Annotated in this window: 24 protein-coding genes; 22 read left to right on the top strand and 2 right to left on the bottom strand. The window is 70.5% G+C overall.

All coding sequences use genetic code 11. The features are described 5' to 3' along the window. Positions 1–74: 74 nt before the first annotated feature. From secY to glmM, 15 genes are all read left to right on the top strand, one after another. A complete protein-coding gene (gene secY / locus ABT084_RS24240; RefSeq protein WP_351047585.1) occupies positions 75–1,388 on the top strand; it encodes a preprotein translocase subunit SecY in 1,314 nt (437 codons plus the stop codon). Continuing rightward, positions 1,388–2,035 (top strand): adenylate kinase, encoded by a 648-nt coding sequence (locus tag ABT084_RS24235; RefSeq protein ID WP_351047582.1) that lies wholly within the window; start codon positions 1,388–1,390, stop codon positions 2,033–2,035. The genes secY and ABT084_RS24235 overlap by 1 nt, the downstream gene beginning before the upstream one ends. Positions 2,036–2,198: 163 nt before the next feature. Further along, entirely contained in the window at positions 2,199–3,050 is an 852-nt protein-coding gene (gene map, locus ABT084_RS24230) for a type I methionyl aminopeptidase (RefSeq protein WP_330332037.1), read from the top strand. A gap of 137 nt (positions 3,051–3,187) precedes the next feature. After that, positions 3,188–3,409: a translation initiation factor IF-1 gene (gene infA, locus ABT084_RS24225; RefSeq protein WP_003956442.1), complete on the top strand. Its 222-nt coding sequence runs from the start codon at positions 3,188–3,190 to the stop codon at positions 3,407–3,409. A gap of 73 nt (positions 3,410–3,482) precedes the next feature. After that, positions 3,483–3,596: a 50S ribosomal protein L36 gene (rpmJ, locus tag ABT084_RS24220; RefSeq protein ID WP_003956441.1), complete on the top strand. Its 114-nt coding sequence runs from the start codon at positions 3,483–3,485 to the stop codon at positions 3,594–3,596. A 200-nt stretch (positions 3,597–3,796) separates the two neighbouring features. After that, the gene (gene rpsM / locus ABT084_RS24215; protein WP_053682609.1) at positions 3,797–4,177 is read left to right on the top strand and encodes a 30S ribosomal protein S13; all 381 of its coding nucleotides are present in this window, start codon (positions 3,797–3,799) and stop codon (positions 4,175–4,177) included. 66 nt (positions 4,178–4,243) lie between these two features. Further along, positions 4,244–4,648: a 30S ribosomal protein S11 gene (gene rpsK / locus ABT084_RS24210; RefSeq protein ID WP_006376016.1), complete on the top strand. Its 405-nt coding sequence runs from the start codon at positions 4,244–4,246 to the stop codon at positions 4,646–4,648. A 136-nt stretch (positions 4,649–4,784) separates the two neighbouring features. After that, on the top strand, positions 4,785–5,807 hold the full coding sequence (locus tag ABT084_RS24205; RefSeq protein ID WP_283521070.1) for a DNA-directed RNA polymerase subunit alpha: 1,023 nt from the start codon (positions 4,785–4,787) through the stop codon (positions 5,805–5,807). 82 nt (positions 5,808–5,889) lie between these two features. Further along, on the top strand, positions 5,890–6,357 hold the full coding sequence (gene rplQ, locus ABT084_RS24200; protein WP_330332038.1) for a 50S ribosomal protein L17: 468 nt from the start codon (positions 5,890–5,892) through the stop codon (positions 6,355–6,357). 121 nt (positions 6,358–6,478) lie between these two features. Beyond that, a complete protein-coding gene (gene truA / locus ABT084_RS24195; RefSeq protein ID WP_351047577.1) occupies positions 6,479–7,330 on the top strand; it encodes a tRNA pseudouridine(38-40) synthase TruA in 852 nt (283 codons plus the stop codon). A gap of 70 nt (positions 7,331–7,400) precedes the next feature. Beyond that, positions 7,401–9,029 (top strand): ATP-binding cassette domain-containing protein, encoded by a 1,629-nt coding sequence (locus tag ABT084_RS24190; protein ID WP_351047574.1) that lies wholly within the window; start codon positions 7,401–7,403, stop codon positions 9,027–9,029. Between the two features lie 67 nt (positions 9,030–9,096). Then, positions 9,097–10,344 (top strand): glycosyltransferase family 87 protein, encoded by a 1,248-nt coding sequence (locus tag ABT084_RS24185; protein WP_351047571.1) that lies wholly within the window; start codon positions 9,097–9,099, stop codon positions 10,342–10,344. A gap of 237 nt (positions 10,345–10,581) precedes the next feature. Next, positions 10,582–11,025, top strand: a complete 444-nt coding sequence (gene rplM / locus ABT084_RS24180; protein WP_283455924.1) for a 50S ribosomal protein L13 — start codon at positions 10,582–10,584, stop codon at positions 11,023–11,025. Between the two features lie 42 nt (positions 11,026–11,067). Then, positions 11,068–11,592: a 30S ribosomal protein S9 gene (gene rpsI / locus ABT084_RS24175; protein WP_351047569.1), complete on the top strand. Its 525-nt coding sequence runs from the start codon at positions 11,068–11,070 to the stop codon at positions 11,590–11,592. Between the two features lie 136 nt (positions 11,593–11,728). Then, positions 11,729–13,087 (top strand): phosphoglucosamine mutase, encoded by a 1,359-nt coding sequence (gene glmM / locus ABT084_RS24170; RefSeq protein ID WP_351047566.1) that lies wholly within the window; start codon positions 11,729–11,731, stop codon positions 13,085–13,087. Here glmM and ABT084_RS24165 read toward each other — a convergent pair. Continuing rightward, on the bottom strand, positions 13,084–14,073 hold the full coding sequence (locus ABT084_RS24165; protein WP_351047563.1) for a DUF389 domain-containing protein: 990 nt from the start codon (positions 14,071–14,073) through the stop codon (positions 13,084–13,086). The two genes, glmM and ABT084_RS24165, sit on opposite strands and share 4 nt — an antisense overlap. 58 nt (positions 14,074–14,131) lie before the next feature. Further along, positions 14,132–15,223, bottom strand: a complete 1,092-nt coding sequence (coaA, locus tag ABT084_RS24160; protein ID WP_351047561.1) for a type I pantothenate kinase — start codon at positions 15,221–15,223, stop codon at positions 14,132–14,134. Between the two features lie 241 nt (positions 15,224–15,464). Here coaA and ABT084_RS24155 point away from each other — a divergent pair, with 241 nt between their 5' ends. From ABT084_RS24155 to tsaE, 7 genes are all read left to right on the top strand, one after another. After that, on the top strand, positions 15,465–16,247 hold the full coding sequence (locus ABT084_RS24155) for a hypothetical protein (protein ID WP_351047558.1): 783 nt from the start codon (positions 15,465–15,467) through the stop codon (positions 16,245–16,247). A gap of 161 nt (positions 16,248–16,408) precedes the next feature. Then, positions 16,409–18,259 carry a glutamine--fructose-6-phosphate transaminase (isomerizing) gene (gene glmS, locus ABT084_RS24150; protein WP_351047556.1) on the top strand — a complete coding sequence of 617 codons (1,851 nt, stop codon included), beginning with the start codon at positions 16,409–16,411 and terminating at the stop codon, positions 18,257–18,259. Positions 18,260–18,278: 19 nt separating this feature from the next. Then, the gene (locus ABT084_RS24145) at positions 18,279–18,647 is read left to right on the top strand and encodes a holo-ACP synthase (protein WP_351047553.1); all 369 of its coding nucleotides are present in this window, start codon (positions 18,279–18,281) and stop codon (positions 18,645–18,647) included. Positions 18,648–18,708: 61 nt separating this feature from the next. Next, positions 18,709–20,160, top strand: a complete 1,452-nt coding sequence (locus tag ABT084_RS24140; RefSeq protein WP_351047551.1) for an NAD(P)H-hydrate dehydratase — start codon at positions 18,709–18,711, stop codon at positions 20,158–20,160. A 429-nt stretch (positions 20,161–20,589) separates the two neighbouring features. Then, positions 20,590–21,804, top strand: coding sequence for an alanine racemase (gene alr / locus ABT084_RS24135; protein ID WP_351047548.1), 1,215 nt, complete (start codon positions 20,590–20,592; stop codon positions 21,802–21,804). 78 nt (positions 21,805–21,882) lie between these two features. Then, positions 21,883–23,055 carry an alpha/beta fold hydrolase gene (locus ABT084_RS24130; protein ID WP_351047545.1) on the top strand — a complete coding sequence of 391 codons (1,173 nt, stop codon included), beginning with the start codon at positions 21,883–21,885 and terminating at the stop codon, positions 23,053–23,055. Then, on the top strand, positions 23,015–23,578 hold the full coding sequence (gene tsaE / locus ABT084_RS24125; RefSeq protein ID WP_351047542.1) for a tRNA (adenosine(37)-N6)-threonylcarbamoyltransferase complex ATPase subunit type 1 TsaE: 564 nt from the start codon (positions 23,015–23,017) through the stop codon (positions 23,576–23,578). The genes ABT084_RS24130 and tsaE overlap by 41 nt, the downstream gene beginning before the upstream one ends. Positions 23,579–23,615: the final 37 nt, after the last annotated feature.

The following is a 23,615-nucleotide window of genomic DNA, read 5'->3' as shown; positions in this document are numbered from 1 at the left end:
TTTGCTTTGTCGTATTCGTCGATCCCTCAGACCGTCACCTCTGACGCAGTAGCGCGGGGGTCGCAGGAGGCACCGTGCTCACCGCGTTCGCCCGGGCGTTCAAGACGCCCGACCTGCGCAAGAAGCTGCTCTTCACGCTCGGCATCATCGTGCTGTTCCGGCTCGGGTCCCACATCCCGGTACCCGGCGTGAGCTACAAGAACGTTCAGATCTGTGTCGAGGCCGCGGGCAGCAGTAACAGCCTGTTCGGCCTCGTCAACATGTTCAGCGGCGGTGCGCTGCTGCAGATCACGATCTTCGCGCTCGGCATCATGCCGTACATCACGGCGAGCATCATCCTGCAGCTGCTGACCGTGGTCATCCCGAAGCTGGAGAACCTCAAAAAAGAGGGTCAGTCCGGCACGGCGAAGATCACTCAGTACACGCGCTATCTGACGGTCGCACTCGCGATCCTCCAAGGCACCGGCCTCGTGGCCACCGCCAAGAGCGGCGCCCTGTTCCAGGGCTGCCAGGTCGCCAGCAAGATCGTCCCGGACCGCTCGATCTTCACCATGGTCACCATGGTCATCACCATGACCGCCGGCACCTGTGTCGTCATGTGGCTCGGTGAGCTCGTCACCGACCGCGGCATCGGCAACGGCATGTCGATCCTCATGTTCATCTCGATCGCCGCCGGCTTCGTCAGCGCCCTGTGGACCATCAAGCTCCAGGGCAAGATCGCCGGTGGCTGGGTCGAGTTCGGCGTGGTCATCCTGGTGGGTCTCGCGATGGTGGCCCTCGTGGTCTTCGTCGAGCAGGCCCAGCGCCGGATCCCGGTGCAGTACGCGAAGCGCATGATCGGGCGCCGCGCGTACGGCGGGACCTCGACCTACATCCCGCTCAAGGTGAACCAGGCGGGCGTCATCCCCGTCATCTTCGCCTCGTCGCTGCTCTACATCCCGGCCCTGATCGTTCAGTTCAGCGGCTCGAAGGCCGGCTGGGCCGTCTGGATCCAGCAGCACTTCGTCAAGGGCGACCACCCCTACTACATCGCTGCCTACTTCCTCCTGATCGTGTTCTTCGCGTTCTTCTACGTGGCGATCTCGTTCAACCCCGAGGAAGTTGCAGACAACATGAAGAAGTATGGTGGCTTCATCCCGGGCATCCGGGCTGGCCGACCCACTGCCGAGTACCTGAGCTACGTGCTCAACCGGATCACCTGGCCGGGGTCGCTGTACCTGGGACTCATCGCTCTTGTGCCGACGATGGCGTTGGCGGGCTTCGGCGCGAACCAGAACTTCCCGTTCGGCGGGACGAGCATCCTGATCATCGTGGGTGTGGGTCTGGAGACCGTGAAGCAGATCGAGAGCCAGCTCCAGCAGCGCAATTACGAAGGGTTCCTCCGCTGATGCGTATTGTCCTCGTCGGACCTCCTGGTGCGGGCAAGGGAACGCAGGCAACCGTGCTTGCCGAGACCCTGTCCATCCCGCACATCTCCACGGGCGACCTGTTCCGCGCGAACATCAGCCAGAAGACGGAGCTGGGCCGGCGCGCCCAGTCCTACATGTCGAAGGGTGACCTCGTCCCGGACGAGGTCACGATCGACATGGCGAAGGACCGTATGGAGCAGCCGGACGCCGCGAACGGCTTCCTGCTCGACGGCTTCCCGCGCAACGTCTCCCAGGCCGAGGCGCTGGACGACATCCTCAAGGCGCAGGGCATCAAGCTCGACGCCGTCCTCGACCTGGAGGTCGAGGAGGACGAGGTCGTGAAGCGGATCGCCGGACGGCGTACCTGCCGCAACGACAACAAGCACATCTTCCACATCGACTACAAGCCGCCGAAGGTCGACGGGGTGTGCGATGTGTGTGGTGGCGAGCTCTACCTGCGCGACGACGACTCCGAGGCCACGGTGCGCAACCGCCTCGACGTCTACCACACGCAGACCGAGCCGATCATCGACTACTACAAGGCCCAGGGCCTGCTCGTGACGATCCCCGCCCTCGGCGAGGTCAAGGACGTCACGCAGCGCGCGATGGACGCCCTGAAGAAGTAGCTCCCCCTCTTTGCCGTACCGGCCGCGGTGTCCCTTCGGGGGCCCGCGGCCGTCTGCGTGACGGTTTTCGGGACGTGAGCCAATAATTGAGGAACCACAGCGGAGATCAACCACCTCCGCGAGAGCGGCGGCGGTTCAGCCGCGAATGAGGGAAGGCACGTTCATGGTCCAGCTGAAGACCCCCGAGCAGATCGCGAAGATGCGGGAGGCCGGACTGGTCGTCGCCGCCATTCACGCCGCCACCCGTGAGGCGGCCGTGCCGGGCGCCACGACGCGGGACCTGGACATGGTCGCGCGCAAGGTGATCGCCGACGCCGGAGCGAAGTCGAACTTCCTCGGGTACGGCGGGTTCCCCGCGACCATCTGCACCTCGGTCAACGAGGTCGTCGTCCACGGCATCCCGGACGACAAGACCGTCCTCAAGGACGGCGACATCATCTCGATCGACGCGGGCGCGATCATCGACGGCTGGCACGGCGACGCCGCCTACACCGCCTTCGTGGGCACCGGGCACGCGCCCGAGCTCGTGGAGCTCTCCCGGGTGACCGAGGAGTCGATGTGGGCGGGCATCGCCGCCATGAAGCTCGGCAACCGCCTCGTGGACATCTCCAAGGCGATCGAGACCTACATCAAGCGCCAGCCGCGGCCGACCACCGGTGAGCACAGCCTCGGCAAGTTCGGGATCATCGAGGACTACGGCGGCCACGGCATCGGGTCCGAGATGCACATGGACCCCCACCTGCTGAACTACGTCTCGCGCAAGCGGGGCAAGGGCATCAAGCTGGTCCCGGGCGTCTGCCTGGCGATCGAGCCCATGGTCTCCCTGGGCACCGCCCAGACGGAGGTCCTGGCGGACGACTGGACCGTCATCACGACCGACGGCACCTGGTCCTCCCACTGGGAGCACTCCATCGCTCTCACCGAGGCCGGACCCATCGTCCTGACCTCTCCGGACTGCGGCAAGGCGAAGCTGGCGGAGTACGGGGTCACCACGGCGCCGGACCCCCTCGGTTAATGATCTAGACTTCGGGGCAAACTTTCCGGATTCGTCTTTCTGGGTGCCCTGACGTAGACTGACTCGTCGGCTCTCGTGCACTTCCATGCCTGCATGGGCGCGAGGCCGATCAAGGTAGCCGATTCGAAAGGCGAAGCGTGGCCAAGAAGCAAGGTGCCATCGAAATCGAGGGCACCGTGATCGAGTCCCTCCCGAACGCGATGTTCAAGGTGGAACTCCAGAACGGTCACAAAGTCCTCGCGCACATCAGCGGCAAGATGCGCATGCACTACATCCGCATCCTCCCTGATGACCGGGTCGTCGTGGAGCTGTCTCCGTACGACCTGACGCGTGGCCGGATCGTCTACCGATACAAGTAGATCTTGTCCTCACTCCTGCCTGGGCATCCGTCCCGGTGCGGGTGGTGGCACTGACCCGGAGAACCTCACCAACATGAAGGTCAAGCCGAGCGTCAAGAAGATCTGCGACAAGTGCAAGGTGATCCGCCGTCACGGTCGGGTCATGGTCATCTGCGACAACCTGCGCCACAAGCAGCGCCAGGGCTGACGCACGCCGACCGACCTGCCTTCCGCAGTTCTTCGCGCGACGTAAGAAAACGTACATACGCAGAACCCGCCTAGCCCCGACCAGGGCCGGCGGCACCTCCGGCGGGGGCCGGGGACCCGGGCGTACCACCACCCAACAGGTGTGGTCGGCGGTCGGGGTTCGGTTCTGCTGAAGACCCCCGAACACACAGGAGCCATTGAATGGCACGCGTTTCCGGTGTTGACATCCCGCGCGAAAAGCGTGTGGAGATCGCACTTACCTACGTCTTCGGTGTCGGTCGCACCCGGTCCAAGGAGATCCTTGCGGCCACCGGTGTGAACCCCGACACCCGCGTTCGTGACCTGGCCGAAGAGGACCTCGTCAAGATCCGCGAGTACGTGGACGCCAACCTCCGCACCGAGGGTGACCTCCGCCGCGAGATCCAGGCCGACATCCGCCGCAAGGTCGAGATCCAGTGCTACCAGGGTGTCCGTCACCGTCGCGGCCTGCCCGTGCACGGTCAGCGCACCAGCACGAACGCCCGTACCCGCAAGGGTCCGCGTCGCGCGATCGCCGGTAAGAAGAAGCCGGGCAAGAAGTAGTCCTCAGCCGGACGCTTACTCAGCGGTCTTCGCTGTAGGACCGACCACCTCCCGTAGGAGATTTAGATGCCCCCCAAGGGTCGTCAGGGCGCTGCCAAGAAGGTGCGCCGCAAGGAAAAGAAGAACGTCGCTCATGGGCACGCCCACATCAAGAGCACGTTCAACAACACCATCGTTTCGATCACGGACCCCGCGGGCAACGTGATCTCCTGGGCCTCCGCCGGCCACGTCGGCTTCAAGGGCTCGCGCAAGTCCACCCCCTTCGCCGCGCAGATGGCCGCCGAGTCGGCCGCCCGCCGCGCGCAGGAGCACGGCATGCGCAAGGTTGACGTCTTCGTCAAGGGTCCGGGCTCCGGCCGCGAGACCGCGATCCGCTCGCTCCAGGCCACTGGCCTCGAGGTCGGTTCGATCCAGGACGTCACCCCCACCCCGCACAACGGTTGCCGCCCGCCGAAGCGCCGCCGCGTCTGACGCAGCGACGCCTGTGCGTCTTTGAGTGTCCGGGCGGTACGAACCCCTCGCGGGGGACGTGCCGCCCGTACCCTTGCTGTACGTAGTGCCCGTAGGACGTCAAATAGTGGGCGTCCACGACTGAAGGAACACACACATGCTTATCGCTCAGCGTCCGTCGCTGACCGAAGAGGTCGTCGACGAGTACCGCTCGCGGTTCGTGATCGAGCCGCTCGAGCCGGGCTTCGGTTACACCCTCGGCAACTCGCTCCGCCGCACGCTCCTGTCCTCGATCCCGGGTGCCGCTGTCACCAGCATCCGCGTGGACGGCGTCCTGCACGAGTTCACCACCGTGCCGGGTGTCAAGGAAGACGTCACCGACCTCATCCTCAACATCAAGCAGCTGGTCGTCTCCTCGGAGCACGACGAGCCGGTCGTGATGTACCTGCGCAAGCAGGGTCCCGGCCTGGTCACCGCTGCCGACATCGCGCCCCCGGCCGGTGTCGAGGTGCACAACCCGGACCTGGTCCTCGCCACGCTCAACGGCAAGGGCAAGCTGGAGATGGAGCTGACCGTCGAGCGCGGTCGCGGCTACGTCTCCGCCGTCCAGAACAAGCAGGTCGGCCAGGAGATCGGTCGCATCCCGATCGACTCCATCTACAGCCCCGTGCTGAAGGTCACCTACAAGGTCGAGGCGACCCGAGTCGAGCAGCGCACCGACTTCGACAAGCTCATCGTCGACGTCGAGACCAAGCAGGCCATGCGCCCGCGCGACGCCATGGCGTCCGCCGGCAAGACCCTGGTCGAGCTGTTCGGTCTGGCCCGCGAGCTCAACATCGACGCCGAGGGCATCGACATGGGCCCCTCGCCGACGGACGCGGCCCTGGCCGCCGATCTGGCGCTGCCGATCGAGGAGCTCGAGCTCACGGTCCGCTCGTACAACTGCCTCAAGCGCGAGGGCATCCACTCCGTGGGTGAGCTCGTGGCCCGCTCCGAGGCGGACCTGCTCGACATCCGCAACTTCGGCGCGAAGTCGATCGACGAGGTCAAGGCGAAGCTCGCCGGCATGGGTCTGGCCCTCAAGGACAGCCCGCCCGGATTCGACCCGACCGCCGCCGCCGACGCCTTCGGCGCCGACGACGACGCGGACGCCGGTTTCGTCGAGACCGAGCAGTACTAAGAGAACTTTCCCGGGGCGTCCGCCCCGGGGGAACTGACACCGGTACCTGACACGGCCGGTGCAGATATGAAGGAGTAATCCCATGCCGCGTCCCGCAAAGGGTGCCCGTCTGGGCGGCAGCGCCGCGCACGAGAAGCACCTCCTCGCGAACCTCGCGAAGGCGCTCTTCGAGCACGGCCGCATCACCACCACCGAGGCCAAGGCCCGCCGCCTGCGTCCCTACGCCGAGCGCCTGGTGACCAAGGCCAAGAAGGGCGACATCCACAACCGTCGCCTGGTGCTGCAGACGATCACGGACAAGAGCATCGTGCACACGCTCTTCACCGAGATCGCCCCGCGCTACGAGAACCGCCCCGGTGGTTACACGCGCATCACCAAGATCGGCAACCGTCGTGGCGACAACGCCCCGATGGCGGTCATCGAGCTGGTCGAGGCCCTGACCGTGGCGCAGGTCGCCACCGGTGAGGCCGAGGCTGCCACCAAGCGCGCCGCGAAGGACGCCGAGGCTGTCGCCGAGGCTCCCGCCGCCGAGGAGACCAAGGAGGCCTGATCCTCCGGGATCTCGCTTGCTTGAACGGCTCTGAACGGGCCCGCCCCTTCCCGGGGGCGGGCCCGTTCTGCATTGGTTTGTCGGTATTCGTGTGAAGCGCGCAGCTGAGAGGATCGGTCACGTGAGTGACGAGGTGGAGCCCGGGCACGTCCGGGTGCGGCTGGACCTGAGTTACGACGGCAAGGACTTCTCCGGCTGGGCGAAGCAGCGGACGCTGCGGACCGTGCAGGGCGAGCTGGAGTCGGCCCTGGCGACCGTCATGCGGCTGCCCGGTCCGGTCGAGCTGACCGTCGCCGGGCGTACGGACGCGGGCGTCCACGCGCGCGGCCAGGTCGCCCAGTTCGACGTGGCCGACGAGGTGTGGGCCGAGCACCACGACAAGCTGCTGCGGCGGCTCGCGGGGCGGCTGCCGCACGACATCCGGGTGTGGAAGGTGGCCGAGGCCCCCGCCGGGTTCAACGCGCGCTTCTCGGCGATCTGGCGCCGGTACGCCTACCGCGTGGGCGACCACACGGCCGGCGTGGACCCGCTGCGCCGCGGGCACGTGCTGTGGCACTCCTGGCCGCTCGACGTGGACGCCATGAACGAGGCGTCGAAGCCGCTGCTCGGCGAGCACGACTTCGCCGCCTACTGCAAGAAGCGCGAGGGCGCGACGACCATCCGTACGCTCCAGCAGCTCAGCTGGGTGCGGGACGCGGAGGGGATCGTCACCGCGACCGTGCGCGCCGACGCCTTCTGCCACAACATGGTGCGCTCGCTCGTGGGCGCGCTGCTGCACGTCGGCGACGGGCACCGGCCGGTGGAGTGGCCCGGGAAGGTGCTGGAGGCCGCCGTGCGCGATTCCTCCGTGCACGTCGTACGTCCGCACGGGCTGACCCTCGAAGAGGTCGGCTACCCGGCGGACGAGCTGCTGGCCGCCCGCAGCAAGGAAGCGCGGAACATGCGGACGCTCCCGGGCGCGGGCTGCTGCTGATCCGGCGCCCGCGCGGCTGATCCGCCCACGCGGCTAATCCGTTTGGGCGGATCGCGGGCGGACCGGGACAATGCGCGGCATGGGACATCTCGAAGCGAGTCATCTGGAGTACTACCTTCCCGACGGGCGGGTGCTGCTTCCCGACGTCTCCTTCCGGGTGGGGGAGGGCTCCGTGGTCGCCCTGGTCGGGGCGAACGGAGCGGGCAAGACCACCCTCCTGAAACTGATGTCCGGTGAGCTGCAGCCGCACGGCGGCGGGGTCACGGTCACCGGCGGCCTCGGGGTGATGTCGCAGTTCGTCGGCTCCGTCCGGGACGAGACCACCGTCCGTGACCTGCTGGTATCGGTGGCGCAGCCGCGGATCCGGGAAGCGGCGAAGGCCGTCGACCGGGCCGAGCACCTGATCATGACGGTGGACGACGAGGCCGCGCAGATGGCCTACGCGCAGGCGCTGAGCGACTGGGCGGACGTCCAGGGGTACGAGGCGGAGACCCTGTGGGACGTCTGCACGATGGCCGCGCTGTCGATCCCGTACGACACCGCGCAGTTCCGCGAGGTGCGCACGCTGTCGGGCGGTGAGCAGAAGCGGCTCGTGCTGGAGGCGCTGCTGCGGGGGCCCGACGAGGTACTGCTCCTCGACGAGCCGGACAACTACCTCGACGTGCCCGGCAAGCGGTGGCTGGAGGAGCAGCTGAAGGCCACCCGCAAGACGGTGCTGTTCGTGTCGCACGACCGGGAGCTGCTGACCCGGGCCGCCGAGAAGATCGTCAGCCTGGAAGCGAGCCCGATGGGCTCCGACGTCTGGGTGCACGGCGCCGGCTTCGACACCTACCACGCCGCCCGCAAGGAGCGCTTCGCGCGCTTCGAGGAGCTGAAGCGGCGCTGGGACGAGGAGCACGCGCGGCTGAAGGCCCTGGTGCTGCGGCTGCGCAACCAGGCGGCGAGCAGCCCGGACATGGCCTCGCGGTACCGGGCGATGCAGACCCGCTTCCAGAAGTTCGAGGAGGCCGGGCCGCCGCCGGAGCCGCCGCGCGAGCAGGACATCAAGATGCGGCTCAGGGGCGGGCGTACGGGCGTGCGCGCCCTGACCGTGGAGAACCTGGAGCTGACCGGCCTGATGAAGCCCTTCTCGCTGGAGGTGTTCTACGGCGAGCGGGTCGCGGTGCTGGGCTCGAACGGTTCGGGCAAATCGCACTTCCTGCGCCTGATGGCGGGCGAGGACGTCAAGCACACGGGGACCTGGAAGCTCGGCGCCCGGGTGGTCCCCGGTCACTTCGCGCAGACCCACGCGCACCCGGAGCTGTTCGGCCGCACGCTCGTCGACATCCTGTGGACGGAGGCGGCGAAGCCGCTGGGCCAGGCGATGGGCGCGCTGCGCCGCTACGAGCTGGAGCGGCAGGGCGACCAGCCCTTCGAGAAGCTGTCGGGCGGGCAGCAGGCCCGCTTCCAGATCCTCCTCCTGGAGCTCGCGGGCACCACCGCGCTGCTGCTGGACGAGCCGACGGACAACCTGGACCTGGAGTCGGCGGAGGCGCTGCAGGACGGCCTGGAGGCCTACGACGGCACTGTGCTCTGCGTCACGCACGACCGCTGGTTCGCCCGTACTTTTGACCGTTATTTGGTCTTCGGTTCGGACGGTGTTGTACGGGAGACTCAGGAACCCGTGTGGGACGAACGTAGGGTCGACCGGAAGCGCTGAGGGGGGACACCACCCCCGTGCGAGTCGAGGGGGAGGCGTTGTGGGCCTGCGGCCTAGCATCTGGCTCATGAAGTGGGACAAGCGGGACTCCGGGAACCGGGCCGTCGACTGGCTGCTGCGCCCCGCGCCCCGGTCGTGGAAGGCCGCCTCCCTGGCCGTGGTGCTGGGCATCGCGGTGTCCGTGAGCCTGCGGCACAACTGGGGCTCGGACAACGCCTTCGTGGTCAAGGCCGCGGACACCCTCCTGTCGGGAGGCTCCCCGTACGAGGACAAGCGCTTCCTGTACCTGCCCAGCGCGGTGCTGATGGCGGTGCCGGAGGCGCTGCTGCCGATGCCGGTGCTGCGCTGGGTGCTGCCGCTCGTGATGTCGGGCCTGCTGGCCCTGGGCTGGTGGGGCGCGCTCAAGCTGTTCTCGGTGCCGATGCGCTCGCGCTTCGCGGTGGGCGGTTTCGCGCTGTTCGCCATCGGTTACAAGCCGTACATCAACCTCGTGGTGATCGGGAACTGGACGGCCATCTCGGCGGCCGCCCTGCCGCTCGCGCTGCTGCTCGCGCACCGCCGGTCGTGGGGGGCGGCCGGGCTGGTGGTGGGTCTGGCGATCGCGTGCAAGCCGATGCTGGTGCCCCTGGGACTGCTGTTCCTGGTGGCCCGGCAGTGGCGCGGACTGGCGGCCGCCGTGCTGGTGCCGCTCGGGCTCTCGCTGGCGGGGGCGCTGATGATGCCGAGCCCGACGCTGTTCTTCACCAAGACCCTGCCGTTCCTGCTCCAGGGGCAGGACGCCTACGCGCTGCCCTGGGACGCCTCGCCGATCGCCGTGCTGCCGCGGCTGGGGGTGCCGCAGCCGGTCGCGGTGCTGGTGGCGGCCGCGGGGGCGCTGGGCGGGCTGTGGGCGGCGTGGCGCAGGTGGCACCGTACGGACGACCGGGACACCGGTCAGATGCGGCTCGCGGAGACGGCCTGCATGGTGATGCTCGCCGCATTCCTGGTGTCGCGGCCGTCCTTCGACCACTACCTGCTGGTGGTGCTCCCGCTGCTGCTGGCGTCGGCGGTGCGGGAGGACTCGGTGGCCCGTTCTCCCTGGTTCTGGGTGGGTGTCGGGCCGCAGATCGCGGGGGTGCCGTGGCCCTCCGAGCTGGAGAACAAGCGGCGCGCGTTCAAGGACTTCTACACGCTCGGTGTGCTGGCGGTCACGCTGATGCGGAGGTGCGGGGCTCCGGCTCGGGTTAACCTGGATGACGTACGAACGGCAGGAGCCGTGCCCGGTCGCGCGCGCGCCGACGAGCCTGCGGATGCGGGAGCTCGTTCGGCGTTTTGACCCGTCCGGGGCATCGCGGGTATCCTGCTGGTTCGTTATGCGTATTGGCTTGTTCATTCTCACGTGAAAGGGCCCTTACGCCGGTCCACCGGGCCGATGACCAGCGGTACACACGGGTTGCGTCCCCGTTGTGGACCAGGGCTGTCGTGATCGTCCGTGGTGGCCTTGTCAGGACCCGTTCCCAAGGTCTCACGCCATATGGGAATACCCATCACTGAAGAAGCGAAGGCTACGACCGTGCGTACGTACAGCCCCAAGCCCGGCGACATCTCGCGCGTCTGGCACGTCATCGACGCCCGGGACATTGTCCTCGGCCGTCTGGCGACCCAGGCCGCGACCCTGCTCCGCGGCAAGCACAAGCCGACTTACGCCCCCCACATGGACATGGGCGACTTCGTCATCATCGTCAACGCCGACAAGGTTCACCTGTCCGGCAACAAGGCGAGCCAGAAGATGGCGTACCGCCACTCCGGCTACCCGGGTGGTCTCCGCGCCGTGCGCTACGACGACCTTCTCGCGAACAACCCCGAGAAGGCCGTCGAGAAGGCCATCAAGGGCATGCTCCCGAAGAACACCCTGGGCCGTCAGATGCTCTCGAAGCTGAAGGTCTACTCGGGCGATGTGCACCCCCACGCTGCTCAGCAGCCGGTGCCGTTCGAGATCACCCAGGTCGCGCAGTAGTTCCGGCCACCCCCTAGACCGTAGAAAATTCTGAGGAGCATCGTGGCCGAGACCACCACCGAGACCCCCGTCGTCGAAGAAGAGTTCGAGGGCAGCGTCGAGGAGTACACCACCGAGTCTGCGGACGTTCCGGAGGGTGACTACACCTCCGAGTCGCTCGCCGGCCGCTTCGGCGACCCGCAGCCGGCCGCCGGCCTGGGCCGTCGCAAGAACGCCATCGCCCGCGTCCGGATCGTTCCGGGCACCGGCAAGTGGAAGATCAACGGTCGCACCCTTGAGGACTACTTCCCCAACAAGGTGCACCAGCAGGAAGTCAACGAGCCCTTCAAGGTGCTCGAGCTCGACAACCGCTACGACGTCATCGCCCGCATCTCGGGTGGCGGCGTTTCCGGTCAGGCTGGCGCCCTGCGCCTCGGCGTGGCCCGTGCGCTGAACGAGGCGGACGTGGACAACAACCGCGCCGCGCTCAAGAAGGCCGGCTTCCTCTCGCGTGACGACCGTGCGGTCGAGCGCAAGAAGGCCGGTCTCAAGAAGGCCCGTAAGGCCCCGCAGTACAGCAAGCGTTAATCTGCGCCTGCTGGTCTGCACGATCCCGCCCCGGCGGCACACTCTGTGCTGCCGGGGCGGTTCGTTTACCGCCACAAGCGGCAAATACCTGTCACAAGCGGTCACTGCGCGAAACGCGAAACCTCGGAGGACAAACATGGGACGACTCTTCGGCACAGACGGTGTACGCGGTGTCGCCAATGCGGATCTGACGGCCGAGCTCGCGCTCGGCCTCTCCGTCGCGGCCGCCCATGTCCTCGCGGAAGCGGGCACCTTCGAGGGACACCGCGCGACCGCCGTCGTCGGCCGTGACCCGCGTGCTTCGGGCGAGTTCCTGGAGGCCGCGGTCGTCGCCGGTCTCGCGAGCGCGGGCGTGGACGTCCTGCGCGTCGGTGTGCTGCCCACCCCGGCGGTGGCGTATCTCACCGGTGCGCTGGGCGCCGACCTCGGCGTGATGCTCTCCGCCAGCCACAACGCCATGCCGGACAACGGCGTCAAGTTCTTCGCGCGCGGCGGCCACAAGCTGGCCGACGAGCTGGAGGACCGGATCGAGTCCGTCTACGAGGAGCACCGCACCGGCGCTCCCTGGACCCGGCCCACCGGCTCCGGCGTCGGCCGCGTCTCCGACTACACCGAGGGCTTCGACAAGTACGTCGCCCACCTGATCGGTGTCCTGCCGAACCGCCTCGACGGCCTGAAGGTCGTCCTGGACGAGGCGCACGGCGCGGCCGCCTTCGTCTCGCCCGAGGCCTTCACCCGGGCGGGCGCCGAGATCATCACGATCGGCACTGAGCCCAACGGCCTCAACATCAACGACGGTTGCGGCTCCACTCACCTCGGCCTGCTCAAGGCGGCCGTGGTCGAGCACGGCGCGGACCTCGGCATCGCGCACGACGGCGACGCGGACCGCTGCCTGGCCGTGGACGCCGAGGGCAACGAGGTCGACGGCGACCAGATCCTCGCCGTGCTGGCGCTGGCCATGCGCGAGGCCGGCCAGCTGCGGGAGAACACCGTGGTCGGCACCGTGATGTCGAACCTCGGCTTCAAGCTGGCCATGGAGGGCGAGGGCATCCAGGTCGTGCAGACCGGAGTCGGCGACCGCTACGTGCTGGAGTCGATGAAGGAGCACGGATACGCGCTGGGCGGCGAGCAGTCCGGCCACGTGATCATCCTCGACCACGCCACCACCGGTGACGGCACTCTGACCGGCCTGATGCTGGCCGCCCGGGTCGCGGCGACCGGTAAGACGCTGGCCGAGCTGGCCGGGGTCATGCGGCGGCTGCCGCAGGTCCTCGTCAACGTCCCGGACGTGGACCGCACGCGGGTCGCGACCTCCGGCGAACTGGCCGCAGCGGTGGCCGAGGCCGAGCGCGAACTGGGCAGCACCGGCCGGGTGCTGCTCCGTCCGTCCGGTACGGAGCCGCTCGTTCGGGTGATGGTCGAGGCCGCCGACATCGAGCAGGCGCGCGCGATCGCGGGGCGCCTCGCCGACGTCGTGAAGTCCGCCCTCGGCTAGGACGGCCTGGCCCGGTCCTTCCGATCGATCCCTTCTGATGGCGCACCCGGCGGCCGGAGCATCCGGCCCCGCTGGGTGCGCCACAGCAGTTTCTGGGCGCCGAGGGTGAGCGTGCCCGCGACCGTGATGCCGATGAGGTTCAGCAGCAGCTGCTCGGCCGAGCCCCACATCTGGGCGAACTCGCCGTAGCTGAGGGCGACCGCGCCGTTGGCGGCGGCCGGGACGGTGGTCACCGAGATGGCGACGCCGACCAGCGCGCCCGACTTCGCCGAGGTCAGGGACAGTACGCCCGCCACGCCCGCCAGGACCGCGACGATGAACGAGAACGGGTCCGGCTGCCAGATGAAGCTGGTGTTCGGGCGCGGATTGTCGAGCATGCCCGGCTCGAACTGGCCCAGGGCGTCCATGACCAGGCTGAACAGGGTCGTCGCCGCCATCGCGACCGCGAATCCCACGAGCAGGGCGATCAGCGACCGGGCGGCCAGCCGGGGCGCCCGCTGGACCAGGCCCGTACAGATTCCGGCGAGCGGGCCGAACTCCGGGCCCACCGCCATCGCGCCCACGATCAGGATCGCGTTGTCCAGGACCACGCCGCAGGCCGCGATCATCGTCGCGAGGGCGAGGAAGGCCAGGTAGGTGATCGTGAGGGTGGATTCCTCGTGGGTGGCCTCGGTCAGCTGCTCCCAGATCACCGCGTCGGCCGCCTCGCCGGGGGCTTCCCGCTCCGCCCGGTCGGCGCTGCGGGAGAGGGAGAGGTCGATGTTCTCGACGGCGATGGAGCCGTCCGTGTCGAGGCCGAGCGCGCGCAGTTCCAGGAGCAGCTCGTCCGCCGACTCCCGGGCCACGTCGCACAGGACGACGTCACCGGGCGGATCGAGGGCGGCGCCCGTCAGTACGGCGAGATGGGTGGTCCCGACCGTCTGCCGGACGAGCGCCACCACCTGGTCGGTGAGGCGCTCCGGGGTGATCATCCGCACGTGCAGCATCCCGGCAGATTAGCGGCGGGGGGCGGCGCGGGGTCGGCGAGGGGTCGGCGAGGTGCCGTCAGAGCTTGCGGAGGCTGAGCTTCTGGACCTTGTGGTCGGGGCCCTTGCGGACGACGAGGGTGGCGCGGCCGCGGGTGGGGGCGACGTTCTCCAGGAGGTTGGGCCGGTTGATCGTCCGCCACATGGTGCGCGCGTAGTCCAGGGCCTCCTCCTCGGAGACCTGGGTGTACTTGCGGAAGTAGGAGAAAGGATTCTGGAAGGCGGTCTCGCGCAGCTTGCGGAAGCGCCCCAGGTACCAGCGCTCGATGTCCTCGGGGCGCGCGTCGACGTACACGCTGAAGTCGAAGTAGTCGGCGAGGCCGACCCGGGTCCGGCCGTCCTTGCCGGGCAGCGCGGGCTGCAGGACGTTGAGGCCCTCGACGATCAGGATGTCGGGGCGGCGCACGACCAGCCGCTCGCCCGGGACGATGTCGTAGATGAGGTGCGAGTAGACCGGGGCGGTGACCTCGTCCTTGCCGGCCTTGATGTCGGCGACGAAACGGGTGAGCGCGCGGCGGTCATAGGACTCGGGGAAACCCTTGCGGGCGGTCAGGCCGCGCCGCTGGAGCTCCTTCATCGGGTAGAGGAACCCGTCCGTGGTGACCAGCTCCACGCGCGGGTGCTCGGGCCAGCGGGCGAGCAGGGCCTGGAGCAGACGGGCCACGGTGGACTTGCCGACCGCGACCGAACCGGCGACCCCTATGACGAAGGGGGTGCCCTGCTGGGCGCCGTGGCCGTTGCCCGCGTCGCCGAGGAAGGTGTTGAGGGTGCCGCGCAGATTGCTCGTGGCGCCGACGTAGAGGTTGAGCAGCCGGGAGAGCGGCAGATAGACGTCGCGGACCTCGTCGAGGTCGATGACGTCACCGAGGCCGCGCAGCCGCTCCAGCTCGTCGGCCGTGAGGGGCAGCGGGGTGCGCTCGCGCAGCGCGCTCCACTCGGCCCGGGTGAGGTCGACGTACGGCGAGGCGTCCGCCCGGCGGTGGCCGGGCCGATCGGGACGGTCCGGCCGGCCGGCGCGCTCCGTTGCGCGGTCCGGGGAGGGGTCCTGGGAGGGGTCCTCGGCGGGGTCCGGGGCGGGGTCCGTGGTGCTTCGTGGCGGCGAAGTGATCACAACGCCATTGTCGGGGGTCCGGGGCGGTTGTGGGTGGTGTGGTCGGTCACGTGAGCGACGATCATGGCCGGTTGCCGCCGCCTCCACCGGGACTCCAGACGCCGGGACGGGCGGGGACGGGTCTCGTGGTGATCACGATTCCCGGGGTGGCCGTAAATCGCGATACACCAGTGCGAATTTACTCGTACATTACTCGAGCTGCCTGTCGCAGCGATCATTTGAGTCATAGGGGAGATTCATCGTGCGTTCCACCCTCGTCCGCCGTTCCGTCCTGACCGCCTCGGCGGTGTCGCTGGTGCTGCTCGCCACCGCGTGCGGCTCGGACAAGGCGGCGAAGGACGAGCCGAAGGGCGGCGGCACCTCGGGCGCCGCCTCCGCGCCGGCCGCCGACCCGGCCGCGAAGGCGAAGACGGCCGCGGAGCTGAAGCAGCTCCTGGTCACCCAGGCTGAGGCGCCGGACTACGTCGTCAAGGAGGCCGCGCCGGACGAGGTCACGGAGGCGGCCGCGGCCAACGCCACCACCAAGACCGAGTGCCAGCCGCTGAGCCAGGTCATGTCGGGCGCCGGTGCGGGCAAGGCCGCGGGCAACGCCGCGACCAAGACCAGCAGCAAGCCCAAGAAGCCCGCCGCGGACGCCTCCGAGGCGGACAAGCTCAAGGCCATCACCGACGCCCTCAGCGTGACGGTCACGATGGTCGGCCTCAACTCCTACGACGGCAAGGGCGCCGCGGACGCGTTCGCCTCGGTGAAGGCCGCGGGCACCGCGTGCGCCGCGGGCTTCCCGGGCGCCAAGGAGGCCGACACGGGCAAGGTCACCAAGGTCGCCCCGGGCGCCGCGGTGAGCGCCGGTGACGAGGCCGTCGCGTACGCCGTCGAGCGCGACCTGGGCGGCGAGAAGGTCTCCACCCAGCTCGTCGTGGTCCGCAAGGGCAGCACCCTCGCCTCCTTCTACTCGGTTTCCCCGGCGACCGACGCCGAGCAGCCCAAGGCGCTCGTCGACGCGCAGGTCAAGAAGCTCGGCTGACCGAGCACGACGCACGACGCATGACGTACGACGCATGACGCATGACCCGGCCGGTGCCGGGTCGCGCGACGTCAACCCCGCTCCGGCCCATTCGCCGGGGCGGGTTTTTCGTCCGGTTCGGGTCCCGGGCCGAGCACCGACCGCGGCGTAGGGTGCCGCCTATGTGCGGAATCGTGGGTTACGTGGGAGCGCAATCTGCGCTCGATGTGGTCATCGCCGGACTCAAGCGGCTGGAGTACCGGGGCTACGACTCGGCGGGCGTCGCCGTGCTCGCCGACGGAGAGCTCGCCTCCGTCAAGAAGGCCGGCAAGCTGGTCAATCTGGAGAAGGAGCTGGTCGGGCATCCGATGCCCGCCGGTTCCACGGGACTCGGGCACACCCGGTGGGCGACCCATGGCGGGCCCACCGACCTCAACGCCCACCCGCACCTGGACAACTCCGGGCGCGTGGCCGTCGTCCACAACGGCATCATCGAGAACTTCGCCGCGCTGCGCGCCGAACTGACGGAGCGTGGGCACCGGCTGGAGTCCGAGACGGACACCGAGGTCGTCGCCCATCTGCTGGCCGAGCGGTTCGCCGACGCGGGCGGTGACCTCGCGGAGGCCATGCGGCGCGTGTGCCGTCTGCTGGAGGGCGCGTTCACGCTGGTCGCCGTGCACGCGGACGCCCCGGACGTGGTGGTCGGCGCGCGCCGGAACTCCCCGCTGGTGGTGGGCGTTGGAGAGGACGAGAACTTCCTCGCCTCGGACGTGGCCGCGTTCATCGCCCACACGCGGTCCGCGATCGAGCTGGGGCAGGACCAGGTCGTCGAGCTGCGTCGCGACGGGGTCACGGTGACCAACTTCGACGGTTCGGCCGCCTCCGTGCGGGCGTACCACGTCGACTGGGACGCCTCGGCCGCGGAGAAGGGCGGCTACGACTACTTCATGCTCAAGGAGATCGCCGAGCAGCCGAAGGCCGTCGCCGACACCCTCCTCGGCCGGATCGACGCGAGCGGTTCGCTGACCCTGGACGAGGTGCGCATCCCCGCCTCGGTGCTGCGCGAGGTCGACAAGGTGGTGATCGTCGCCTGCGGTACGGCGTACCACGCGGGCATGATCGCGAAGCTGGCCATCGAGCACTGGACGCGGATCCCCTGCGAGACGGAGCTGGCGAGCGAATTCCGCTACCGGGACCCGATCCTCGACCAGCGCACCCTCGTCATCGCCATCTCGCAGTCCGGCGAGACGATGGACACGCTGATGGCACTGCGCCACGCCCGCGAGCAGGGCGCGAAGGTGCTGGCCGTCTGCAACACGAACGGGTCGACGATCCCGCGCGAGTCCGACGCCGTCCTGTACACGCACGCCGGGCCCGAGGTCGCGGTCGCCTCGACGAAGGCGTTCCTGACGCAGCTGGTCGCCTGCTATCTCGTCGCGCTGTACCTGGGCCAGGTGCGCGGTACGAAATGGGGCGACGAGATCCGGGCGGTGATCCGGGAGCTGTCGGACATCGCGGGCGCGGTGGACACCGTACTGGAGACGATGGAGCCGGTCCGGGAGCTGGCGCGCTCGCTCGCGGACAAGAACACGGTGCTCTTCCTGGGGCGGCACGTCGGCTATCCGGTGGCGCTGGAGGGCGCGCTCAAGCTCAAGGAGCTGGCGTACATGCACGCCGAGGGCTTCGCGGCGGGCGAGCTCAAGCACGGGCCGATCGCGCTGATCGAGGAGGACGTGCCGGTGGTGGTCGTGGTGCCGTCGCCGAAGGGCCGTTCGGTGCTCCACGACAAGATCGTGTCGAACATCCAGGAGATCCGGGCACGCGGGGCGCGCACGATCGTGATCGCGGAGGAGGGCGACGAGGCGGTGGTCCCGTACGCCGACCACCTGATCCGGATCCCGGCGACGCCCACGCTGCTCCAGCCGCTGGTGGCGACGGTGCCGCTCCAGGTGTTCGCCTGCGAGCTGGCGACGGCGCGGGGCAACGAGGTGGACCAGCCGCGTAACCTCGCCAAGTCCGTGACGGTGGAGTGAGCGAAGCGAGTTCGTAGAAGTGATCATCGGTGTGGGGATCGACGTGGCCGCGATCGACAGGTTCGCGGAGTCGCTGGAGCGTACGCCCAAGCTGGCGCGGCGGCTGTTCGTCGAGGCGGAGTTGACCCTGCCGAGCGGCGAGCGGCGCGGAGCCGCCTCGCTCGCCGCCCGGTTCGCCGCCAAGGAGGCCCTGGCCAAGGCGCTCGGCGCGCCCGCCGGGATGCTGTGGACCGACGCCGAGGTGTACGTCGAGCCGACCGGGCAGCCGAAGCTGCGGGTCTCGGGGTCGGTGGCCGCGCGGGCGGAGGCGCTCGGGGTGCGCTCCTTGCACCTCTCGCTCAGCCACGACGCGGGGGTGGCGTCGGCGGTGGTGATCGCCGAGGGGTGACGTGCGGTCGGCCTCCGCTGATCGCCGGGGGTCGCGGGCTTCCGGCTGGCACGCTGGGGGCATGCGTACTGCTTACAGCGTGGAGACCGTGCGGGCCGCCGAGCGCGAGCTGATGGCGCGGCTGCCCGAAGGCGCCCTGATGCAGCGGGCGGCGGCCGGACTGGCCGCCGTCTGCGCCGGGTTGCTCGGGCGGGTGTACGGGGCGCGCGTGGCGCTGCTCGTGGGGACCGGGGACAACGGGGGCGACGCGCTCTACGCGGGCGCACGCCTGGCGCGCAGGGGCGCGGGGGTGACGGCCGTGCTCCTGGACCCCGAGCGGGCGCACGCGGGCGCACTGGCCGCGCTGCGGGCCGCCGGGGGACGGGTGGAGGCGCGGGTGCCCCAGCGGGTGGACCTGGTCGTGGACGGACTGCTCGGCATCGGCGGGCGCGGTGGCCTGCGTCCGGCGGCGGCCGCGCTGGTGGCGGGGGTGCCGAAGGGAGCCACGGTTGTCGCGGTGGACCTGCCGAGCGGGGTGGACGCGGACACCGGGGAGGTGGCGGGGGAGGCCGTACGGGCCGACGTGACCGTGACGTTCGGGGCGTACAAGCCGGGGCTGCTGATCGACCCGGGGGCCGCGCGGGCCGGGGTGGTGCGGCTGGTGGACATCGGGCTTGAGCTGCCGGACGCGGCCGAGGCGCGGGCGCTCCAGCACGCCGACGTGGGCGCGCTGCTGCCCGTACCGACGGCGGAGAGCGACAAGTACCGGCGCGGGGTCGTGGGCGTCGTCGCCGGGTCCGCGCAGTACCCGGGGGCGGCGGTGCTGTCCGTCGCGGGGGCGCTGCGGGGCGGGGCGGGGGCCGTGCGGTACGTCGGGCCCGCGCAGGCGGCGCAGGCGGTGCTGGCGCGGTATCCCGAGACGCTGGTCGGGCGCGGGCGGGTCCAGGCGTGGGTGGTGGGGCCGGGGCTGGGTGCGGGGCGCGAGGACGAGGTGGCGGAGCTGCTGGCGTCGGCGGCGGTGGACGGGGTGCCGGTGCTGGTGGACGCGGACGGGCTGCGCGGGCTGGACCCCGGGGCGCTGCGGGCCCGGGGCCCGCACCCGGTGCTGCTCACTCCGCACGCGGGGGAGGCGGCGGCGCTGCTCGGGGTGGGGCGGGAGGAGGTCGAGGGGGCGCGGCTGGCGGCCGTGCGGAAGCTGGCGGCGCGGTACAGGGCGGCGGTGCTGCTGAAGGGGTCCACGACGCTGGTCGCCGGGCCGGGGGGCGTGGGTGCGGTGCGGGTGAATCCGACGGGGACGCCCTGGCTGGCCACGGCCGGCAGCGGTGACGTGCTGTCGGGGCTGGCGGGGTCGCTGCTGGCGGCGGGGCTGGGGGCGGTGGACGCGGGCTCCGTGGCGGCGTACCTGCACGGGCTGGCGGCCAGGCGGGCGGGGCGGGGGGCGCCGGTGCTGGCGCAGGAGGTGGCGGAGGCGGTGCCGGGGGCGTGGCGGGACGTCCACTCGACCGGGCCCGGCCGTGACCCGGCCGACGGCTGAGGCGGGGCGGCGGGGTGCGGTGCGGCCTGGGTGCGGTGCGGCTTGGTGGGGCCTCCGGCGGGTCCTCAAACGCCGGACGGGCTGGATTTGGCTGCGCCGGGGTTTGGCCTCGGGTCGCTGGGTGGGGCCATCCCAGCCTCGCCGGCGTTTGAGGCGCCCCCGGAGGGGAGTGGGGGTGCGGTGCGGCTTGCTGGGGCCTCCGGCGGGTCCTCAAACGCCGGACGGGCTGGATTGGGCTGCGCCGGAGTCCGGCCTTGGGCCGCTGGATTGGGCTGCGGCGGAGTTCGGCCTCGGGTCGCTGGGTGGGGCCGTTCCAGCCTCGCCGGCGTTTGAGGCGCCCCCGGAGGGAAAGGGGCGGGACCTGGTCAAGGTGTGGGCTCCTTGGGTGCTTGAGCGGCGCGCTGGTGGGGTTCTGAGACACTTGCGGCGATGAACGAGACACCGCCGCGCGTACACGCCGAGATCGATCTTGACGCCGTACGGGGGAACGTGCGCGCATTGCGCGCCCGCGCACCCCGGGCCGAGCTGATGGCCGTCGTCAAGTCGGACGCCTATGGTCACGGGGCCGTGGCCTGTGCCAGGGCTGCCCAGGAGGCGGGCGCGACCTGGCTCGGCACGGCGACCCCGCAGGAGGCCCTCGCCCTGCGCGAGGCCGGCCTGACGGGCCGGATCATGTGCTGGCTGTGGACCCCCGGCGGCCCCTGGCGCGAGGCCATCGAGGCCGACGTCGACGTCTCCGTCAGCGGCCTGTGGGCCCTCGAAGAGGTACGGGCCGCCGCCCGCGCCGCCGGCCGCACGGCCAGGATCCAGCTCAAGGCCGACACCGGCCTCGGCCGCAATGGCTGCCAGCCCGCCGACTGGGCCGAACTGGTCGGCGAGGCCGTCGCCGCCCAGGCCGAGGGCACCGTCGAGGTCACCGGCATCTGGTCGCACTTCGCCTGCGCCGACGAGCCCGGCCACCCCTCCATCCAGCTCCAGCTGACCGCGTTCCGCGACATGCTCGGCTACGCCGAGAAGGAGGGCGTGGACCCCGAGGTCCGGCACATCGCCAACTCGCCCGCCACGCTCACCCTCCCCGAGAGCCACTTCGACCTGGTGCGCTGCGGCCTCGCGGTCTACGGCGTCTCGCCCGCCCCCGAGCTCGGCACCTCCGCCGAGCTCGGGCTGCGCCCCGCGATGACGCTCAAGGCCTCGGTCGCCCTGGTCAAGGACGTACCGGGCGGCCACGGCGTCAGCTACGGGCACCACTACACGACCCCGGGCGACACCCGCCTCGCCCTGATCCCGGCCGGATACGCCGACGGCATCCCGCGGCACGCCTCGGGCACCGGCCCGGTGCTGGTCGGCGGCGCGGTGCGGACGGTGGCCGGACGGGTGGCCATGGACCAGTTCGTGGTGGACCTCGGGCCCGGCGCGGACGTGCGCTCCGGTGACGAGGCCGTCCTCTTCGGCCCGGGCGACCGCGGCGAACCGACGGCCGAGGACTGGGCGCGGGCGGCCGGGACGATCGCCTACGAGATCGTCACCCGGATCGGGCCCCGGGTGCCCCGCGTGCACCTCCACGCCGACACCGGGCCCACGGGTGCCACCGGTGCCACGGGTGCGAGCGGTTCCATGAATTCGATGGGTGATCCACATGAGTGATTCATGTGCGAGGCTGAATGACTGGCTGATGAGCGGTATATCCGGAGTGTCTGGGTTTCCTGGCTGAGTGAGGTCGGCGTGAGCGAGAACTGGCGAAAGGCAGGCTGGGCGGGCGCCGCGATCGGCGTCGTGGCGGCGGGCGCGGCCGCCGGCGTGGCCGTCGAGCGGCTCACGGTCGGCCGCGGGATCCGCATGAAGGCGCGCCTCGCGCTGGACGCGTCGGGCCCCTACGGCACCCTGCGCGGCGCCGAGGGCACCTGCCGCGCCGAGGACGGCACCCTGCTCCACTACGAGGTCGACGAGCTGCCCGAGGACGCCTCCAAGCGCCGCCGCCTGCGCCGCAAGCCCGCCCCGGCCGCCACCGTCGTCTTCTGTCACGGCTACTGCCTCGGTCAGGACTCCTGGCACTTCCAGCGCGCCGCCCTGCGCGGGGTGGTCCGCGCCGTGTACTGGGACCAGCGCAGCCACGGCCGCTCGGGACGCGGCCTCGCGCAGGCCGACGGCGAAGCGGTCAGCATCGAGCAGCTCGGCCGCGACCTGAAGGCGGTCATCGACGCCGCCGCCCCCGAGGGCCCGCTGGTCCTCGTCGGGCACTCCATGGGCGGCATGACGATCATGGCCCTGGCGGCCCAGTACCCCGAGCTGGTGCGCGACCGGGTGGTGGGCGTCGCGCTCGTGGGCACCTCCAGCGGCCGGCTCGGCGAGGTGACGTACGGGCTCCCCTCGGTCGGGGTCAGCGCGGTGCGCCGGGTGCTGCCGGGCGTGCTGCGGGCGCTGTGCTCGCAGGTGGAGCTCGTGGAGAAGGGGCGCCGGGCCACCGCCGACCTCTTCGCCGGAATGATCAAGCGGTATTCGTTCGGCTCGCCGGACGTGGACCCGGACGTGGCGCGCTTCGCCGAGCGGCTGATCGAGGCGACCCCCATCGACGTGGTCGCCGAGTTCTTCCCGGCGATCATGCTCCACGACAAGACGGCCGCGCTCCAGGGGTTCGCGGACCTCCCGGTCACCGTGATCGCCGGTGACCGCGACATGATCACCCCGCCCGAGCACAGCGTGGCCATCGCGGCCGAGCTGCCGGACGCGGAACTGGTGGTCCTGGAGGACACCGGGCACCTGATGATGCTGGAGCGCCCGGAGACCGTCACCGCACTGCTGACCGAGCTGCTGGCCCGCACGGGCGCGGTCCCGGCAGCGACTAACGTTGGCGGGCATGGAAGCACCGCTGCAAGCACCGCACGACCGGGCGGCTGAGGCCGCGACCGGCGCGACCCTGATCACGATCGATTCCCCCGAGGCCATGCGCGAACTGGGCCGTGCGCTCGCCGCGCTGCTGCGCCCCGGGGACCTCGTCCTGCTGACCGGCGAGCTCGGCGCGGGCAAGACCACGCTGACCCGGGGCCTCGGCGAGGGGCTGGGCGTGCGCGGGGCCGTGACCTCCCCGACCTTCGTGATCGCCCGGGTCCATCCGCCGCTGGCCGGCGGTCCGGCGCTGGTGCACGTGGACGCGTACCGGCTCGCCGGCGGGCTGGACGAGATGGAGGACCTGGACCTCGACGTCTCGCTGCCCGAGTCCGTAGTCGTCGTCGAATGGGGCGACGGCAAGGTGGAGGAGCTGTCCGACGACCGGCTGCACGTGGTGATCGCGCGCGCGGTCGGCCACGAGGAGGTCCTCGACGACATGCGCCAGGTCTCGGTGTACGGGGTGGGCGCGCGCTGGGCGGACGCCGGGATCGAGGGGCTCGCCGCGGTCGCGGGAGCCGCCACGGAGGCCTAGGCCAGGCCTAGGCCGCCTCCCGGCGGTCCCTTACGCG

Source organism: Streptomyces sp. NPDC002138, from assembly GCF_040296485.1.
In the GTDB taxonomy this organism is placed as follows: domain Bacteria; phylum Actinomycetota; class Actinomycetes; order Streptomycetales; family Streptomycetaceae; genus Streptomyces.
This window is presented reverse-complemented; position numbering and strand designations above follow the sequence as displayed.